The organism is Limnoglobus sp., assembly GCF_059499385.1.
In genome coordinates this window covers 16668-31411 of the sequence record NZ_JCABYM010000101.1, presented here as the reverse complement: position 1 = coordinate 31411, position 14744 = coordinate 16668, and the positions used below count along the sequence as shown (strand labels likewise).

The window sequence follows — 14744 nt, the reverse complement described above, 5'->3', positions numbered from 1 at the left end:
GGGGTGCTTGGTGGGGCCCCGAGGGGTTTTATATCCCGGGGGGCGGGGGGGCGGGGTTTGGCCACCCAAAACCGCCGCGGGCATGCCGGCGGCTATATACCGGTCGCCGCCAAACGTAGTTTACTCACTCCGGCTTGCAGTAGCCCAAACAGATCAGCGCGTACCCGGTGACGAGGTTCGGGTCGCCCTCCATCCAGCGGTCGGTGTCGTTCGTCCAACTGCCGTCCGCCTTCTGCCGCTTCGCCAGGGCCGCGAACAGGTCGGCCTTCCAGTCGTGCTTCCCGCCCTTGTCGTCCTCGAACGTCTCCTCGCCGAGGACGCTCATCGTCTTCGCGAACGTCGTGTAGTAGTAGTACAGCCCCCGCCCCGCCAGTTGCTTCGGCATGCCGGGGTTCTGGTCCAGCGTGTAGTTCTTCCGCGCCCACCCGAGGGCCGCCTTGAACCGCGGGTCGTCCTTCGAGATGCCGGCGTAGATCATGCTCTTGATCCCGGCGTAGGTCATGCTGCCGTACCCGGTCAGGGGCGCGCCGGCCTCGTCGCTCGTCTTCGTCGAGCCGCCGCCGGCCGCCGAGTAGATGAAGCTGCCGTCGTTGATCGTCCCGGCCCACGGCTGGTCGTTGTGCTCCGTCTTCAGGTTCTGGCACCGGCTGACGAACACCATCGCCTTCTTGATCGCCGGGTCGTCCTTGCCCGCGCCGGCGGCCTTGAGGGCGTCCAGGAAGAACTGCGTGTTCGACAGGTCCGGCCGGCTCTTGCTGTCGTACCCGGCCCCGCCGTAGAAGTCGTCCTTCTCCGTCTTCCCCTCGCCGTCGTCCCACTGGAGTTTCTTCAGAAAGTCGGACGCCGTGCCGATCACCGGCTTGTACTTCGCGTCCCGCTTCGCCGCGGCGAGGGCCATGACGTTCACGCTGGTGACGTAGTTCTGCAACCCGACCCGCGGGTCGGCCCCGGCGATGTGCCCGGCCTTCGGGTTCACGAGGCTCTCGATGTACGCCAGCCCCTTCGCCGCCGGCTCCGTGTCCGGCGACTGCCCGCTCTGCAACAGCCCGGTGACGACGACGCCGCTGACGCCCATGCCCTGCGGGGCCGTGCCCCAACTGCCGTCCGGCTTCTGGTTCGCCTTCAGGAACGCCGTGGCCTTATCGACGACGGCCTGCCACTCGGCCTTCGTCGGCCTCTGTTGGGCGGAAGCGGGCAACGCGGCGACGGCGAGCAACGGGAGGAGGAACGCGAGGCGTCGGACCATGTGAACTCTCCGGGGTGGGATACTCCCATGCTACGCAGGCAAACCGAGTGCCGGCCGCGGCCGCGGGGAGATGAGCCGGTTTTCAGCACCGGCCGGTCAGGAGGTGACCAGGGGTGGTCACGCGGAGGTCACGTCTTTCGCCCGCGGGAGGGTGACCTTGAAGGTGCTGCCGTGGCCGAGTTGGCTCGTCACCGTCACCTGGCCGTTCTGCGCCTGGACGAGGTGCTTGACGATCGCCAGCCCGAGGCCGGTCCCGCCGGCGGCCCGGTGGCGGGCGCGGTCGGCCCGGAAGAACCGCTCGAACACCCGCGGCAGGTCGGCCGCCGCGATGCCGATGCCGGTGTCCTGCACCTCGACCTGGACGTGGTGGTCCGTCGCCGCCCACCGGACCGTGATCGTTCCGCCGTTCGGCGTGTACTTGATCGCGTTGTCCACCAGGTTGTCCAGGATGTGCCCGACGGCGTCCGCGTCGGCGTAAGCCGCGACCCCCGCCGCCCCCTTCGGCGGGACCTCGATCAGCTGCATCGACTTCCCCTCGGCCCGCGTCGTCTGGCGTTCCAGGCACTCGGCGATGGCCGCGGCCAGCGGCACGGCCGTTAGCTCCAGCGGCTGCGCCCCGGACTCGATCTTCGCCAGCCGCAGCAGGTCTTGGATCAATTCGTCCAGCCGGTCGGCCTCGTGCTTGACCCGCTCCAGGAACGGCCCCCGCGCGTCCGGGTCTTCGACCGCGCCGTCCTGCAGCGCCTCGATGTTCGACTGAATCACGGCCAGGGGCGTCTTCAGCTCGTGCGACACGTTCGCGACGAAGTCCTGCCGCACCCGTTCCAGCCGCCGCAGCTCGGTGATGTCGTGCAGCACCATGACCGCGCCCGGCGAGTTCGGCCCCGGCAGCCGCGACACGTAGACGGCGAGGTTCTTCGCCCCCGGCCCCTTCCAGTCGAGTTCCTCCCGGTGCGGCTGCCCGCCGGCGAGCGCCTTCTCCACGATCTCTTGCACCGCCCGCTGCCGGTTCACCTCCCACAGCTTCCGGCCGACGGCCGTGGCCGGGTCGAACTCCAATAGCGCGGCCGCCCGGTCGTTGGCGAACAAGAGCCGCTGGTCGTTGTCGAGCGCGACGACGCCCTCGACCATGCCGGACAGGATGATGCGGAGCTGCTCGCGGTCCTGGGCGAGCTGGTCGAACGTGACGGCGAGCTGGTAGCTCATGTCGTTGAACGTCCGGGCGAGGGCGTTGAACTCCCGGCCCTCGACGGCGTGCAGCTTGTGCCCGAACTCGCCGTCGGCCAGCCGCCGCGCGCCGTCCGCGAGTTCGTTCAGCGGCCGGGTGAACTGCCGGGCGAGCAGGTACGCCGGGGCCACGGACAGCAGCGCGATGCCGGCGGCCGCGGTGACGACCTCGCGGGAGAGTTCGTAGAAGAGGGCGTGCCCGTCCGTCCGGCGGAGCACGATGACGCCGACCAGCCCGACGGCGGTGACGACGAGCGCGAGGTACGTGACGAAGAGTCGCCAGAACATGGGGGCCTCGCGGTACTTCTTACGAACTGGACTTCGCCCGGCCGGCCGGGTACGCTCGTGTCATCCCATCCCCGGAGTTCGTCATGAGTCCCGACCGCCGCCAGTTCGCGCACACCGCCCTCGGCTCCCTCGTCGCCTTCGGGTTCATCGAGATGGCCTGGGGCCGCAACCTGTTCGCCGAGTCCGTCAAGCCGACGATCAACGCGTGGCTCAAGGACCTCGTCGCGATGACGGAAGACCTCCGCGGCCGGAAGCTGACGGACCTCGAATTTCAAACGAAGATGGAGGAGCTTTACAAGCGGGTGGACCTCGAATCACTCGTCAAGCTCGTCAAGCTCGACGACATCGTCAAGGAGAAGAAGCTGCCCGCGAACGGGGCGCTGAGCGCCGGCATCGATTTGAAGAAAGTCGAGGGGCTGCCGACGGAGCTGACGTTCGGCAAGCAGGTGTTCGGGTGCAAGAAGGACCGGTCGGTCGTGCCGCACGGCCACCTCAACATGTGTACCGGGTTCATCGTCCTGCGGGGCGAGTGGCACGGCCGGCACTACGACCGGGTGGAGACGCTCAAGGACCACTACGTCATCAAGCCGACGATCGACCGGACGTTCAAGGCCGGGGAGCTGTCCACGATCTCGGACCACAAGGACAACGTCCACTGGTTCAAGGCGGCGTCCGAGACGGCGTACATCTTCAACGTCCACGTGACCGGGTACGACCCGACGATCAAGGGGACCTCCGGCCGGCTGTACGTGGACCCGGACGGGGAGAAGCTGGCCGGCGGGCTGGTGAAGGCCGCGAAGATGACGTCCGAGGCGTGCCACAAGAAGTACGGGTGAGCGGCCGGCTACGTGTACCGGAGTTCCTGCGGGATGACGAACGGGGCGACCCGCGCGACGCACGAGGCGTCGAAGAGCTGCTCCCCGCCGTCTACGTCGGTGTAGCTGACCAGGTCACCGTCCTGGACGAACACCTCCGGGTGATAGCCGATGAGCCGGACACAGTTGACGAGTTCCACCGTGAACCGTTGGAACGGAACGCGGTGGCACATTTGCCGGAGGGCCGCCTCGAACGTGTCGCGACGCATGACGACTACCCCGCGGCCGCGACGAGTTCCACGTCGGCGATTCGTGCAACTTGGTCGTAAGTGATGAGGATGCGGGGTTGGTCCTTCGGGTAGATCGAGGCGAACCGCCCGGCCATCGCGATGCCGGTCGGGACGAGGATCGGGATCGACTCGCCGTTCGTCAGCTCGATCACGAACGGCCGAAACGGTTCGCGGTGCTTGAACCGCGGCAGCGTTTCGTGGAACTCGGCGTACCCCATCGCGCCGGGCGGCGGCGGCAACTCTTCCAGGCCGTACACCTTCGCGATCTCGGAATACTTCAGCCGCTCGACGCGGCTCGTCGTCCGCCGCCGGACGACGAGTTCCGTCGGCCCGAAGTCGGCCTGCTCGATCTTGTCGAGGATGACCCGCTCGCCGGTCGCCCGCTCCAGGACGACCGGGATCATGGCCCCCTCGCGGTTGAACAGGTCTTCCATCCTCTGCTGAAGTTCGTGCGGGGACATCGGACACCTCTCGGCCGCGGACGCACTTGAATCATACCGTCGCGGCCGGGTGATACCATACCCCCATGCTCACCGGCAAACTCGTCCGCGTCCGGCACGCCCGGAACAAGCTCGTGCCGATGTACCTCAACCCGCACGACGACCACTGGCGGGCCGTCGCGGAACAACTCCTGTTCGTCTACCGCGACGCCCCCGGCCACACCCGCGGCGAGATCGAAGAGGAGCTGGCCAACTACATTAGCTCCGGCCCGACGCAGCTCGTCCACCAGGGGCTGGCGAAGCTGCTCGCGGACCGGTGCGAGTTCGAGGTCGCGTCCGAGCTGCCGCCGCCGGACGTGCGGGAGGCGGCGTTCCGCCTCGCGGCCGTCCACCGGCAGCTCGCGGCGAAGACCGGTGTGGCGTTCGACCGCACCGCCGTCATTTCGCAGGCGGCGGAGGAGCTGAACCAGTCGGTCGAGCAGATCGAGTTGGCGCTCTTCGCGGACCTGGCGGACGAGCAGCGGGTGCTGAAGTTCGCCGACATCACCGCCGAGCAGTTGCTGCACCGGTACAACGTGGCGCTCGCGCAGGCCATGCTGCTGCGGTCCACCGGGATGGAGGTCCGCGTCTGGGGCGAGACGGCGGCGCGGTTCCGGCAACTGTTCCGCGCGATCAAGTTCCACCGGCTCATTTGCACCATCCAACAGGCCCCGAACGCCAGCTACACGATCAAGCTCGACGGGCCGCTGTCGCTGTTCTCGTCCACGCAGAAGTACGGGCTGCAACTCGCGCTGTTCCTGCCGACGCTGTTGCACTGCCGGGCGTTCGACCTGCAGGCGGACGTGCTGTGGGGGGCGCAGAAGAAGCCGAAGCTGTTCGCGCTGAGCGCCACCGACGGGCTGCGGTCGCACGCCCCAGACTTCGGGACGTACACCCCGCCGGAGGTCGCGGTGTTCGCCGAGAACTTCCGGGCGACGGCCGAGGACTGGCTGCTCGCGGACGAGCCGAACCCGATCCCGCTGGGGAGCGACGGCGTGTGGGTCCCGGACTTCAAGCTGACGTACACGAAGACCGGGCAGGAGGTGTTCGTCGAGCTGTTCGGGTTCTGGCGGAAGGCGGCCGTGGAGGAGCACTACAAGCGGCTGAAGAAGCACGTACCGGGGCAGTTCGTGCTGGTCGTGTCCGAGGCGATGCGGGCGGACGAGGCGGACGACGCGGCGTTCGGCCCGGAGGTGGTGCGGTACAAGCGGACGCCGTCCGCGGAGGAAGTGCGAAAGGCGGCCGCCTCGATCGTGGAGGAGAACGCGCCGCGCAAACAATCGCGAAAAAGGAAGGACGACGTTTAGCCGCGACCCGGAAGCTTTGTGGAGGGAAGCGCGGGGACCAGACTTCCGAAGTCCGGCTTCGACTTAGGTAGTGGAATTGGGTGAGAGGCGGTTGCCGACACCGCGAACGCCCCGGCGCGGGATCGACTTCCGAAGTCGAAGCCGGACTTCGGAAGTCTGGGTTTTCCACTATTCGGTCGTACTCATTTCTTCACCGCCTCCGGGATGCCCTCGATCGTCAGGTAGAACCCGTGCGGGTTGTTGCCGTTCGCGATCTTGAGCAGCACCGCGTTCTTGCCCTTCTTGAGCTTCACCTTCACCGCGTTCTGCTCCGGGGCCGCGGCCCGCGTCGCCTTGTGCGTGAACGACGGCTCGCCGTTGACGAAGAGGGTCGCGCCGTCGTCCGTGCCGAGCAGGACCGTCGCCTCCACGTCCTCCGGCGACTCGACGTCGCGGTACGCGAACGACACGCTGTTCGCGGCCGCGTTGCCGTGCAGCTTCGCCAGGTCCACGTACCCGTTCGCGCCGGGCCGGACCAGCGCCCACGCCTTGCCGTCGAACTTCGCGGCCGGGTCGAACGCGCCCTTCTCCGGGCCGAATGCCTTGTCCAACCCGTCGTTGCCGCCCGGCGACGCGAACGGGCCGACTACCATCCACGAATCGGGAGTCAGCGACGGCGTTTGCAGCTTCGTCAGGTACTCGACGAGGTCAACCAACTCGTCCTCGGTCAGCGTCGCGATCAGCCCTTCGGGCATGATCGACTGCAACGACTTCTTCCGCTCCGTCCCCTTCGCCGGGAAGTTGTAGTCCTTGCCGTTCGCGTCGCGGACCGTCACCGTCGTCTCCGTCTCGCCGACGACGAGGCCGGTGATGCTCTGGCCGTCGTCGGTGTCGAGCTTCCAGCTCACGTACTGGTCGGCGATCGCCTTCGACGGCGTGAGCAAGGAGTCGTACAGGTTCTCCTTGCTCGCCTTCTTGCCGATCATGCTCAGGTCCGGGCCGATCTGCCCGCCGGTCCCGCGGACCATGTGGCACTTCAGGCACTGCACTTCGCTGGTGACGCTCTTCGCTAGGATCGACTTGCCGTTCTCGGCGTTGCCGACGCGCTTCGCGAGTTCGCTCGCCGGCGGGAGCTTCTTCGGGTCGAGCTTGCCGGGGGCCGGGAAGAGGATCATCGCCTTGTTCCGCTCGCCCTGGAACGGGCTGTTCCGCAACAACCGCCCGGCCGCGGCGGCGAGGGGTTCGGGGAACTTGCCGGACTCCTTGAGCTTCAACAGCCAGCCGGTCCCGGTCCGCGAGCCGGCGAGCGATTCGACGGCCGCCGCCTTCAGCGCCGCCGACGAGTCGCCGGTGACGATCCCTTCCAGCGCGTCGAGCGCGGCCTTGCCCACGGCGTCGATCCCCTGCCCGCCGAGTTGCGTGCCGATGGCGGTCACGGCGGCCGGGCCGAGGTCCTTGTCGGCCGTCAGCGTGACGAGGAACTTCGTCATCTTCACGTCGCGAATCTTCCCGCACGTCAGCACCGCCTCGCGGCGGACCTCCGGGTGGCGCTCGGCGTCCGTCGCCACGGCCTGCACGTCCTCGACCTTGCACGCCTCCGGCGCGGCCGCCGCCAGCCAGAGGCCGAAGATCGCGGCCTTGCCCTTCAGTTGCTCGGAGATCGCCGTGCGGAGGTCGTCGGACCGCTTGAGGCCGGCCCACTTCGTCGGCAGGAACAGCTTGAGGTTCTCGACGGCCTTCGCCTTCACCTCGGCCGGGGCGTCGCCCTTGAGGAGGGTGAGCATCGTCTTGCCGGCCGTCACGTCGTCGTTGGCCGCGAGGATGTCCACGATGCGGGCCTTCTGCGCCGCCGTCAGCTTGGCGTCGCCGAGCAGCTTCTCCATCTTCGGCAGCATCGACTTCGGCCGCAGCTCCCACACGAGGTCCGCGACCTTGTCGTTCCACTCCGGGAAGTGCTTCTCGAAGTCGGCGAGGATCTTGTCCCGCCGCGCCGGGTCCGTGCCGCACGCGATGTTGAGCGCGGCGCGGTAGAAGTGGTCCTGGCCGTCGTAATACTTCATCACATTTTCGACAACTGCTTTGGCCTGTTCAACCGGTACGTCTCGCACTGCAAGCAACAGTTCACGACTGGCCGGTATCTCGTGTTCCTCAAGGGATGAATCTTTTGCGCCTGGCTGTCGAAGCCCATACTCCTTGGAACATCTCACCAACATCGCGAGGAATTTTCCCGACTTGCCTATGCGATTCTGCCAATCGCCCAGCACTTTTTGGGCATCCCTAGACAGGATGTCGGGCGGGCTTCGTCGCATGATGAGAAACATCTGCCTAAAACTGCGTGCCTGAAGCGACTCCGACCCGGAAACGCCATCCAACACGACTTTGATAGCTTCGCCCCCGGGCATCTCGTTAAGCACTTGAAACGCCTTGTGCTGAACTGCTAAAGACGGTGAAGCCAGGGCCGCTAGCTTCTCCGCCTTCGAGTCCAATTTCACCTCCGGAACCTTGTACCCCGTGTGCCCCTTCGGGGTGAGCCGGTAGATGCGGCCGCGGGTCCAGTCGCCCATGCCGTGGCCGCCGACGCCGGGGTCGTACCAGTCGCTCACGAACACGCTGCCGTCCGGGGCCACGCACACGTCGCTCGGCCGGAACCAGTTGTCCGTGCTCGTCAGCATGTTGATCTTTTCCAGCTCGTACCCCGCCCCCTTCGGCGTCCGCTTGAAGTACCGGATTTCCCGCGGCCCGGCGTCGGCGTGGATCAGGTCGCCCTGGTACCGCTTCGGCAAGAGCGTCCCCTCGTAGAAGCAGATGCCGGTCGGGCTGCCGAACCCGGTGCGGAGCGTCTTGTGGACGACGCCCGGCTGCTCCTCGTGCCAGTGCGACTGGCCGGGGCCGCGGGGGCCGTACCCGTAGTTGCCGCCGGGCATCACGAAGCAGATGCGGGTCTGCTGGTTGCCGTCGTCGTCGTTGTCGGACAGCCAGATCTCGCCGAAGCTGTCCACGCACGCCTCGTAGTTGTTGCGGAAGTTGTGCGCGATCAGCTCCACGCCGTTCCCGTCCAGGCCGCACCGCCAGACCGTGCCCTTTTGGATCGTCGTGGTGTTGCTGACGAACTTCGGCCCCCTGCCGTCCCTCGACTGGAGGCCGGTAACGCCGGAGTCGCCGACGGTGAAGTAGAGCTTGCCGTCCGGCCCGACGGTCAGGCCGTGGACGCCGTGGTCGTGGTCGAACCCGCCGAACCCGGTGAGGAACTTCGTCGGCGGGCCGTCCGCCTTCAAGTCGCCGTCCTTGTCCCAGAACTCGAGGATGTCCGGCGACTGCGCGACGAGGACGCGCAGCGCGTTCCCGTCCGCCTGCGGCAGCACGAGGACGCTGAGCGGGCCGTACAGTTCCTTGCCCTGGAAGAAGACGGTCGAGTCGTCGGCCTTGCCGTCGCCGTCCTTGTCCGTGAGGACGACGACGCGGTCCCCCTCGGGGCGGAGGATCGGCCGGTTGAAGTTCTTGCGGCGGTAGTTGACGGCCTCGGCGACCCAGACGCGGCCCTTGTGGTCCACGTCGATGGCCGTGGGGTTGACGAGCATCGGCTCGGCGGCGAAGAGTTCGACCTGCAGGCCGTCGCCGGCGGTCATGGTGGCGAGCGCCTTGTCCGGCGGCAGCTGGGCCAGCGCGGGCGAAGCAAGCAGCGCGGCCGCGAGGCACGCGGCCAGGGAGGTGCGAAGCATTCCAGGCTCCGAATCGGGGGAGGACGGCGGGTCCGGTCTGGTGACAGTGTAAAGAAAACCGGGGCCGGGCGAAAGTCACGACCAGGGCAGGAGGCGGGGTCGGTCTTCGAGGCACCACCGGGGTACGGCAGCGGACCGGTCGTCCTGCTCGAATCCGACGTGGCCGAGGCGACGCCGGCGGGTGAAGAAGTGCGAGTGCAGCCCGACGAGGGGAACCCGCAAGGCATTCTCGCCCCGGCCGTCCAACAGGATCGCGAGCGTCCACTCGGCGGGCAGCCAATGCCCCTCGTCGTCCACCGCCCCGAGCCGAACCCTGGCCAGCCGACCGGGCTGTGGCCCGCCGGCGATCAGGATGGCGGACTCGTCCGGCGGCTGGGCCAGCACGTCCGCGTCCGTGGCCCATGCTTCCCAGAAGTCCGGCGGGATGACGGTCAACGGCGTGCCGGTGTCGAGGACGGCGTCGAACCGTCGGTCCTGATCGACGGTGCCGGTCGGCCGCCACCCGTCGGGGGCGGCGCGGGGCGCGACGTAGAGCGGGATCGTGACGTGGTACGTGGGGACGGTCGTGAAGGTTCCCGGCCGGTCGCTCGGGTGTTGATAGTGGACGGGGAACGCGGGGACCGTGTCGAGGGCTATGCGGGCCACGCGCCCCCCCCGCCAATTCCTTTCGGCCCGGGAACGAACGTCGTCGCGAGCCGGGCCGGGCCGATGCCGCGGTCCCGCTCCACGTCCGCCCGCAGCTGCCGGAGGCTGGCGTTGTGCCCGACGACCTGCTTCTCGAACACGCCGACGTACTCGTCGGCGTACCCGGCGAAACGGCCGAGCCGCAGTTCCTCATGCATCCAGGCCACGTCCGCCAGCGTGCGGCGGCCTTCTTCGGTCAAATCCAACGATTCGACCTCAACGGCCGGCGGGTTCGGGGCGGCACTGCTCGCGCTCATGGGTGAACCTCCTGCCGGAGATTCTACCACCGTCGGCCTCCGCACGGAACCCGCCGGTCGGTCAATCGTTCACCGCCACCTCGCCGTCGTTGCGGACCGCGAACCGGCGGAGGTTCACCGGGTCGATCGTCGTCCGCACGATCCTCACGCTCCCGTCGCCGAGCGCGAACTGGCAGACGCCGGTGTGCCAGCTGCCGAACTTCCGGGCGTAGAACGCGTCCGCCGTCGTACTCGGGGACACGTCCGTCGGCCCCTTCGCCAACGGGTCCTCCGGCCCGGCGACCCGGCCGGAGTACGTCGTCCAGATGCCGTTGTAGATCGACCCGTCGCCGACCTTCAGCCGGCCGAACATCCCCTGCGGGACGTGCTTCTCCCCGGCCAGGAACGTGTTGCTCAAGCCGTCCGTGACGCTCGCGAAGTTCGTCAGCCCCTTGAACGACGTGCCGACCGGGTTCTCGCCCTGGATGAGCATGCCGTTCGCCCGGATGCTGGCCCAGTCGATCCGGGTCGGGTTGCCGGGGTAGCCGTTCACCGAGCCGACGCACCCCGCGTAGTCGCCCAGCGCGCCGGGCGGGCTGTTCGCCGGGCCGAACCGGGCGTCCAGCGCGCCGGTCGGGGTGAACGTCGGCGGCGGGCTGCTGTCCGCCGGGTAGACCTGGATCGACTCGCTGAGCGTGCCGTCCGCGGCCGACCGGCGGCTCGGGCAGAAGAACGTCTTCACGCTCGTCGTCCGGCCGGCGGCGTTCACCGCGTCCGTGTACGTGGCCGTCGGCGTCCACAGCCGGCGGAGGTTGTCCTGCTCCATGTACGGCATGATGAGCACGAACCACGTCACCGCCCGGTTCGTCACCCGGACCGGGGGGAGCGTGCCGACCGAGTCGTGGTAGTTGTGGACGGACAGCGCGATCTGCTTCAGGTTGTTCTGGCAGCTGGCCCGCGCCGCCGCCTCGCGGACCTTCTGGACGGCCGGCAGCAAGAGGCCGATGAGGATCGCGATGATCGCGATCACGACCAGCAGCTCGATCAGGGTGAACCCGAGGCGCGACCGCCCCCGGTTCCCGACGTGGGATGACATGAGAGAGACCTCGAACGAGAAAATGAAACGCGAACGGAATGACCCGGACCGGGTCGGACGACTGATGAACCCGTTTTAATCCGCGGGCGGCGCTTTCCGCTAGGATCGGCCGGACGTGTTCTTGTAAAATCGGGACATCTGACGATTTTCCTACTCAACGTCCGGCCCGACTTCTGTTTCCGGATGTTAACCATTTCGCGTTGTGGAATCGAGACATGGTCCCGACAGCCGCCGGCCGGTTGCACGCCCGCGACGCGTTCCTCCGGTTGCGGCCGGACGTTCGCGACCTGCTCCGGCCGTTCGACCGCGTCGTCGGGCTGGCGTACTTCGTCAAGGACACGGACAGCCGGATGGTCGTGGTCAGTCCCGGCTCGATCCGGCGGATGGGCGGGACGACGGAGGAGGACGTGATCGGCCTGCGGCCGCACGACTACCTGCCGTGCGACCTGGCGGACAAGTACCTGGCGGACGACCGGCTGGTGTTCCAGACCGGGCAGCCGCTCGTGAACATGATCGAGGTCGGGATCAACGACCAGCGGCTCCGCGACTGGCTGGTGACGGACAAGTACCCGGTCCGCGACCACCGGGGCACGGTCGTCGGGCTGATCGGGACGCTCCAGAGCTTCCAGGCCCGGCGGCAGCACCTCGTCCACCTGGAGCCGGTGGCGGCGGCGGCCGACTACATCCGCGACCGGCTGGCCGAGCCGCTGCGGCTGGCGGACATCGCGGAAGCCGTCGGGTACTCGGAGCGGCAACTGGAGCGGCTGTTCCACAAGGTGTTCGGGATGACCGTGCGGCGGTTCGTGATCGAGTCCCGCGTCCACGCCGCCGCCCGCGAGCTGACGCACACCGGCCGGACGGTGACGGACATCGCCATGCGGTACGGGTTCTGCGACTCGTGCGCGTTCAGCCACACGTTCCGCAAGGCGACCGGGATGACGCCGAAGGAGTACCGCAACCGCCACGTGGCGATGTACACGCCGGCGGGGACCTAAAGGCGAACGGCACGGCGTGAGCGTGCCGGTGGCGGCCACCGGGGTGACACCGGCACGCTCACGCCGTGCCGTTCGCCGTCAAGCTCGTTGACCGCCCGCGGCCCGTCTTCTACGATTGAAACTTCCCGCCCGCCACGAAGGACCCCGGATGACCGGCACGCTCGCCCCGACCCCGCCCCGCTCCCGGTGGCCGCTCGAACGCCGGTGGGACGCGGCCCGGCCGCTGCCGGTCGGCGCGATCGTCGGCAAGGCCGCCCCGACCGCGGCGACGCCGTTCGACTTCACCGCCGCGATGCGCGTCCTCTGCGAAGACATCATCCTCCGCGTCCCGACGTTCGCCCCGCTCGACCTTTCCCGGATGCTCGTCAGCTTCACGCCGTGCCGCACCCGCAGCCGGTTCGGGCTGATGGCCCGCGTCACGCCGATGCGGTACAAGCAGGGGGCGCTCACCCGCCGGATGCGGGGCGTCCTGTACGGCACGCAGCGGTACTACGTGGACGGCCGCGAGATGCTCTACGTCGTGACGTTCTGCCTGCCGCGGTTCCTGGACCAGACGTTCGAAGAGAAGCTGACGACGGTCTTCCACGAGCTGTTCCACGTCAGCCCGGCGTTCGACGGCGACATCCGGCGGCTGCCCGGCCGGTGCGAGGTGCATTCGCGGTCGAAGCAGCAGTACGACGAGAACATGTTGAAGCTGGTCCGCGTCTACCTGGCGGACCACCCGCGGCCGGAGGTGTACGAGCCGTTCCGGTTCCGCACGACGGACCTCTTGAACCGCCACGGCCGCATCGTCGGGACCGTCGTGCCGCGGCCGATGCTCATCCCGCTGGCGTGGTAATATAGCCGCCGGCTTGCCGGCGGGGTTTTTGCGACCCCCGAAACCCCGCCCGCAAGCCGGCGGCTATATAGTCACTTCGCCCGCTCCATCATCTCGTCCAACACCCGCTTCCCGCTCCAGCCCGAGGTGTGGCCCTTCCGCATCTCGATCTCGATGACGCCGTCGAACGGCGGGTTCGCCAGCTTCGCCGTCGCCGCCTTCAGCCGGTGGACGGCGTTGTTCAGGAAGTAGTCGTCCGCGTCGCCGACCCAGACGCGGACCTTGCCGCCGGCCAGCTTCGGGCCGAGCGTCGGCCAGTTCGTTTCGAGCACCTTCCGCAGGTCGTACTTCTCCCAGTGGGCGACGACCGAGCGGTCGATCGCGCCGGTCGCGCCGTCCCAGAGTGGCTTCGGCAGCCCGTCCTCGCCGCGCGGGCCGTAGGTCGCGTTCCAGCTCGCCCAGTCGAGGCCGCCGAGTTCCCACCGCCCGCCGCGGCCGAGGACCCGCTCCAGGTGGCACTCGTGCCGGACGGAATACGCCGTGTCGCCGTCGAGCGTCCGCTTCGCCGGCCGCTCGAACCCGAACCGGTTCACGTAGGCGTTCGCGTCCTGGTAGATGTCGATCAGCTCGAAGGCGCGGAAGTCCACCCCGTCCGGGCACTGTGCCCAGCAGCCGTTGAAGTAATCGGGGTAGAAGAGTTGCAGCGCCAGCGACACCCACCCGCCGGTCGAGCCGCCGGTGAGGAACCGGGCCTTCGGCGTGCCGACGCACCGGTACGCCTTCTCGACGTGCGGGATGACCTCTTGCGTGAGGGCGTCGCCGTAGGGGCCGTTGTTCGCGGAGTTCACCTGGTACGGGTCGCCGAACGGCCCGGCCCCGTCGAGCAGGATTTGCACGAACCGCGGGTCGGGCACGATCCGGCGGGCGGACGTGTACCGCGTGCCGAACCCGCCGATCCGGACGACGAGCGGATACTTCTTATCCTCCCTCTCGAAGTCCGGCGGCAGCACGACGGCGAGCCTGTAGACCATCGGCCGCTTGTGGAAGTCGGAGAGCTGCTTCGACGGCAGCCGCAGGAACTTGTGCGTGGCGGTGTTGGCGGGCACGTCCTCCGCGATCACCTTCGTGAGCCGCAGCTTGACCGGCGACGAGGCGGCCGGGTCGAGGGTCGCGGTCGCCGGCTCGCTCATCAAGTTGCCGGGGGCCTTCGGCAGGCACAGGTCGCGGTTGGTGGCGAGCACGGCCTGCACCATGTACTCCCCCTTCGGCAGTTTCTTGAGCGCCTCGGCCGGGAACGTAAGCGCGGTAGTATCGACCGTCACCGTGGTGTCGGCGGCGAACGTCGGCACGTCCACGCCGAGGACGGGCAGGGCGAACGGGTCGGACGAGGTGAAGGCCGGCGGCCGGCCCTTCGGCCCGACGCCGACGAGCAGCCGGCCGCCCGCGGCCGGCGCGAGCTTCGGGTCGATGGAGACTTCAAACCGAATCCCCGCCGCCGAAGCGACGGGCGCGGCGACGACGGCCGCGAGGAGCGCGAGGATGCGAATCATGATGGCGACCGGGTGG

Annotated in this window: 13 protein-coding genes; 4 read left to right on the top strand and 9 right to left on the bottom strand. The window is 68.3% G+C overall.

Features of this window, described 5'->3' with window-relative positions:
- Nucleotides 1-124: 124 nt before the first annotated feature.
- Together AC5JJ2_RS17735 and AC5JJ2_RS17730 are read right to left on the bottom strand one after the other, a co-directional pair.
- On the bottom strand, nucleotides 125-1246 hold the full coding sequence (locus AC5JJ2_RS17735) for a prenyltransferase/squalene oxidase repeat-containing protein (protein WP_495859354.1): 1122 nt from the start codon (nucleotides 1244-1246) through the stop codon (nucleotides 125-127).
- A gap of 117 nt (nucleotides 1247-1363) precedes the next feature.
- The gene (locus AC5JJ2_RS17730) at nucleotides 1364-2761 is read right to left on the bottom strand and encodes a HAMP domain-containing sensor histidine kinase (RefSeq protein ID WP_495859353.1); all 1398 of its coding nucleotides are present in this window, start codon (nucleotides 2759-2761) and stop codon (nucleotides 1364-1366) included.
- Nucleotides 2762-2844: 83 nt separating this feature from the next.
- On the opposite strand from AC5JJ2_RS17730, the gene AC5JJ2_RS17725 reads away from it, so the two are divergent.
- Nucleotides 2845-3597, top strand: a complete 753-nt coding sequence (locus AC5JJ2_RS17725; RefSeq protein ID WP_495859352.1) for a hypothetical protein — start codon at nucleotides 2845-2847, stop codon at nucleotides 3595-3597.
- 8 nt (nucleotides 3598-3605) lie between these two features.
- On the opposite strand, the gene AC5JJ2_RS17720 is transcribed toward AC5JJ2_RS17725, so the two are convergent.
- Together AC5JJ2_RS17720 and AC5JJ2_RS17715 are read right to left on the bottom strand one after the other, a co-directional pair.
- Nucleotides 3606-3845 carry a hypothetical protein gene (locus AC5JJ2_RS17720; protein ID WP_495859351.1) on the bottom strand — a complete coding sequence of 80 codons (240 nt, stop codon included), beginning with the start codon at nucleotides 3843-3845 and terminating at the stop codon, nucleotides 3606-3608.
- Nucleotides 3846-3850: 5 nt separating this feature from the next.
- The gene (locus AC5JJ2_RS17715) at nucleotides 3851-4327 is read right to left on the bottom strand and encodes a hypothetical protein (protein ID WP_495859350.1); all 477 of its coding nucleotides are present in this window, start codon (nucleotides 4325-4327) and stop codon (nucleotides 3851-3853) included.
- Nucleotides 4328-4392: 65 nt separating this feature from the next.
- On the opposite strand from AC5JJ2_RS17715, the gene AC5JJ2_RS17710 reads away from it, so the two are divergent.
- Nucleotides 4393-5652, top strand: coding sequence for a DUF790 family protein (locus AC5JJ2_RS17710; protein WP_495859349.1), 1260 nt, complete (start codon nucleotides 4393-4395; stop codon nucleotides 5650-5652).
- Between the two features lie 182 nt (nucleotides 5653-5834).
- Here AC5JJ2_RS17710 and AC5JJ2_RS17705 read toward each other — a convergent pair whose 3' ends face one another.
- The 4 genes from AC5JJ2_RS17705 to AC5JJ2_RS17690 form a co-directional block, all read right to left on the bottom strand.
- Entirely contained in the window at nucleotides 5835-9350 is a 3516-nt protein-coding gene (locus AC5JJ2_RS17705; protein WP_495859348.1) for a PVC-type heme-binding CxxCH protein, read from the bottom strand.
- A gap of 75 nt (nucleotides 9351-9425) precedes the next feature.
- On the bottom strand, nucleotides 9426-9995 hold the full coding sequence (locus AC5JJ2_RS17700; RefSeq protein WP_495859347.1) for a hypothetical protein: 570 nt from the start codon (nucleotides 9993-9995) through the stop codon (nucleotides 9426-9428).
- The gene (locus AC5JJ2_RS17695; protein ID WP_495859346.1) at nucleotides 9983-10291 is read right to left on the bottom strand and encodes a hypothetical protein; all 309 of its coding nucleotides are present in this window, start codon (nucleotides 10289-10291) and stop codon (nucleotides 9983-9985) included. Before AC5JJ2_RS17695 ends, AC5JJ2_RS17700 begins: the two co-directional genes overlap by 13 nt.
- Nucleotides 10292-10352: 61 nt before the next feature.
- Nucleotides 10353-11366 (bottom strand): DUF1559 domain-containing protein, encoded by a 1014-nt coding sequence (locus AC5JJ2_RS17690; RefSeq protein WP_495859345.1) that lies wholly within the window; start codon nucleotides 11364-11366, stop codon nucleotides 10353-10355.
- A gap of 215 nt (nucleotides 11367-11581) precedes the next feature.
- Between AC5JJ2_RS17690 and AC5JJ2_RS17685 the strand changes: the two genes are divergently transcribed.
- Nucleotides 11582-12361: a helix-turn-helix domain-containing protein gene (locus tag AC5JJ2_RS17685; RefSeq protein WP_495859344.1), complete on the top strand. Its 780-nt coding sequence runs from the start codon at nucleotides 11582-11584 to the stop codon at nucleotides 12359-12361.
- Between the two features lie 148 nt (nucleotides 12362-12509).
- A complete protein-coding gene (locus AC5JJ2_RS17680; RefSeq protein WP_495859343.1) occupies nucleotides 12510-13199 on the top strand; it encodes a hypothetical protein in 690 nt (229 codons plus the stop codon).
- Nucleotides 13200-13270: 71 nt separating this feature from the next.
- Here AC5JJ2_RS17680 and AC5JJ2_RS17675 read toward each other — a convergent pair whose 3' ends face one another.
- Complete coding sequence (locus tag AC5JJ2_RS17675) at nucleotides 13271-14728, bottom strand: alpha/beta hydrolase-fold protein (RefSeq protein WP_495859342.1); 1458 nt, start codon at nucleotides 14726-14728, stop codon at nucleotides 13271-13273.
- Between the last annotated feature and the right edge of the window lie 16 nt (nucleotides 14729-14744).

Excerpts from the sequence above, each read along its gene's own strand:
- AC5JJ2_RS17715 (WP_495859350.1), bottom strand. The coding sequence starts at position 4,327 with ATGTCCCCGCACGAACTTCAGCAGAGGATGGAAGACCTGTTCAACCGC.
- AC5JJ2_RS17725 (WP_495859352.1), top strand. The coding sequence starts at position 2,845 with ATGAGTCCCGACCGCCGCCAGTTCGCGCACACCGCCCTCGGCTCCCTC.
- AC5JJ2_RS17680 (WP_495859343.1), top strand. The coding sequence starts at position 12,510 with ATGACCGGCACGCTCGCCCCGACCCCGCCCCGCTCCCGGTGGCCGCTC.
- AC5JJ2_RS17675 (WP_495859342.1), bottom strand. The coding sequence starts at position 14,728 with ATGATTCGCATCCTCGCGCTCCTCGCGGCCGTCGTCGCCGCGCCCGTC.
- AC5JJ2_RS17730 (WP_495859353.1), bottom strand. The coding sequence starts at position 2,761 with ATGTTCTGGCGACTCTTCGTCACGTACCTCGCGCTCGTCGTCACCGCC.
- AC5JJ2_RS17690 (WP_495859345.1), bottom strand. The coding sequence starts at position 11,366 with ATGTCATCCCACGTCGGGAACCGGGGGCGGTCGCGCCTCGGGTTCACC.
- AC5JJ2_RS17705 (WP_495859348.1), bottom strand. The coding sequence starts at position 9,350 with ATGCTTCGCACCTCCCTGGCCGCGTGCCTCGCGGCCGCGCTGCTTGCT.
- AC5JJ2_RS17710 (WP_495859349.1), top strand. The coding sequence starts at position 4,393 with ATGCTCACCGGCAAACTCGTCCGCGTCCGGCACGCCCGGAACAAGCTC.
- AC5JJ2_RS17735 (WP_495859354.1), bottom strand. The coding sequence starts at position 1,246 with ATGGTCCGACGCCTCGCGTTCCTCCTCCCGTTGCTCGCCGTCGCCGCG.
- AC5JJ2_RS17720 (WP_495859351.1), bottom strand. The coding sequence starts at position 3,845 with ATGCGTCGCGACACGTTCGAGGCGGCCCTCCGGCAAATGTGCCACCGC.
- AC5JJ2_RS17695 (WP_495859346.1), bottom strand. The coding sequence starts at position 10,291 with ATGAGCGCGAGCAGTGCCGCCCCGAACCCGCCGGCCGTTGAGGTCGAA.
- AC5JJ2_RS17685 (WP_495859344.1), top strand. The coding sequence starts at position 11,582 with ATGGTCCCGACAGCCGCCGGCCGGTTGCACGCCCGCGACGCGTTCCTC.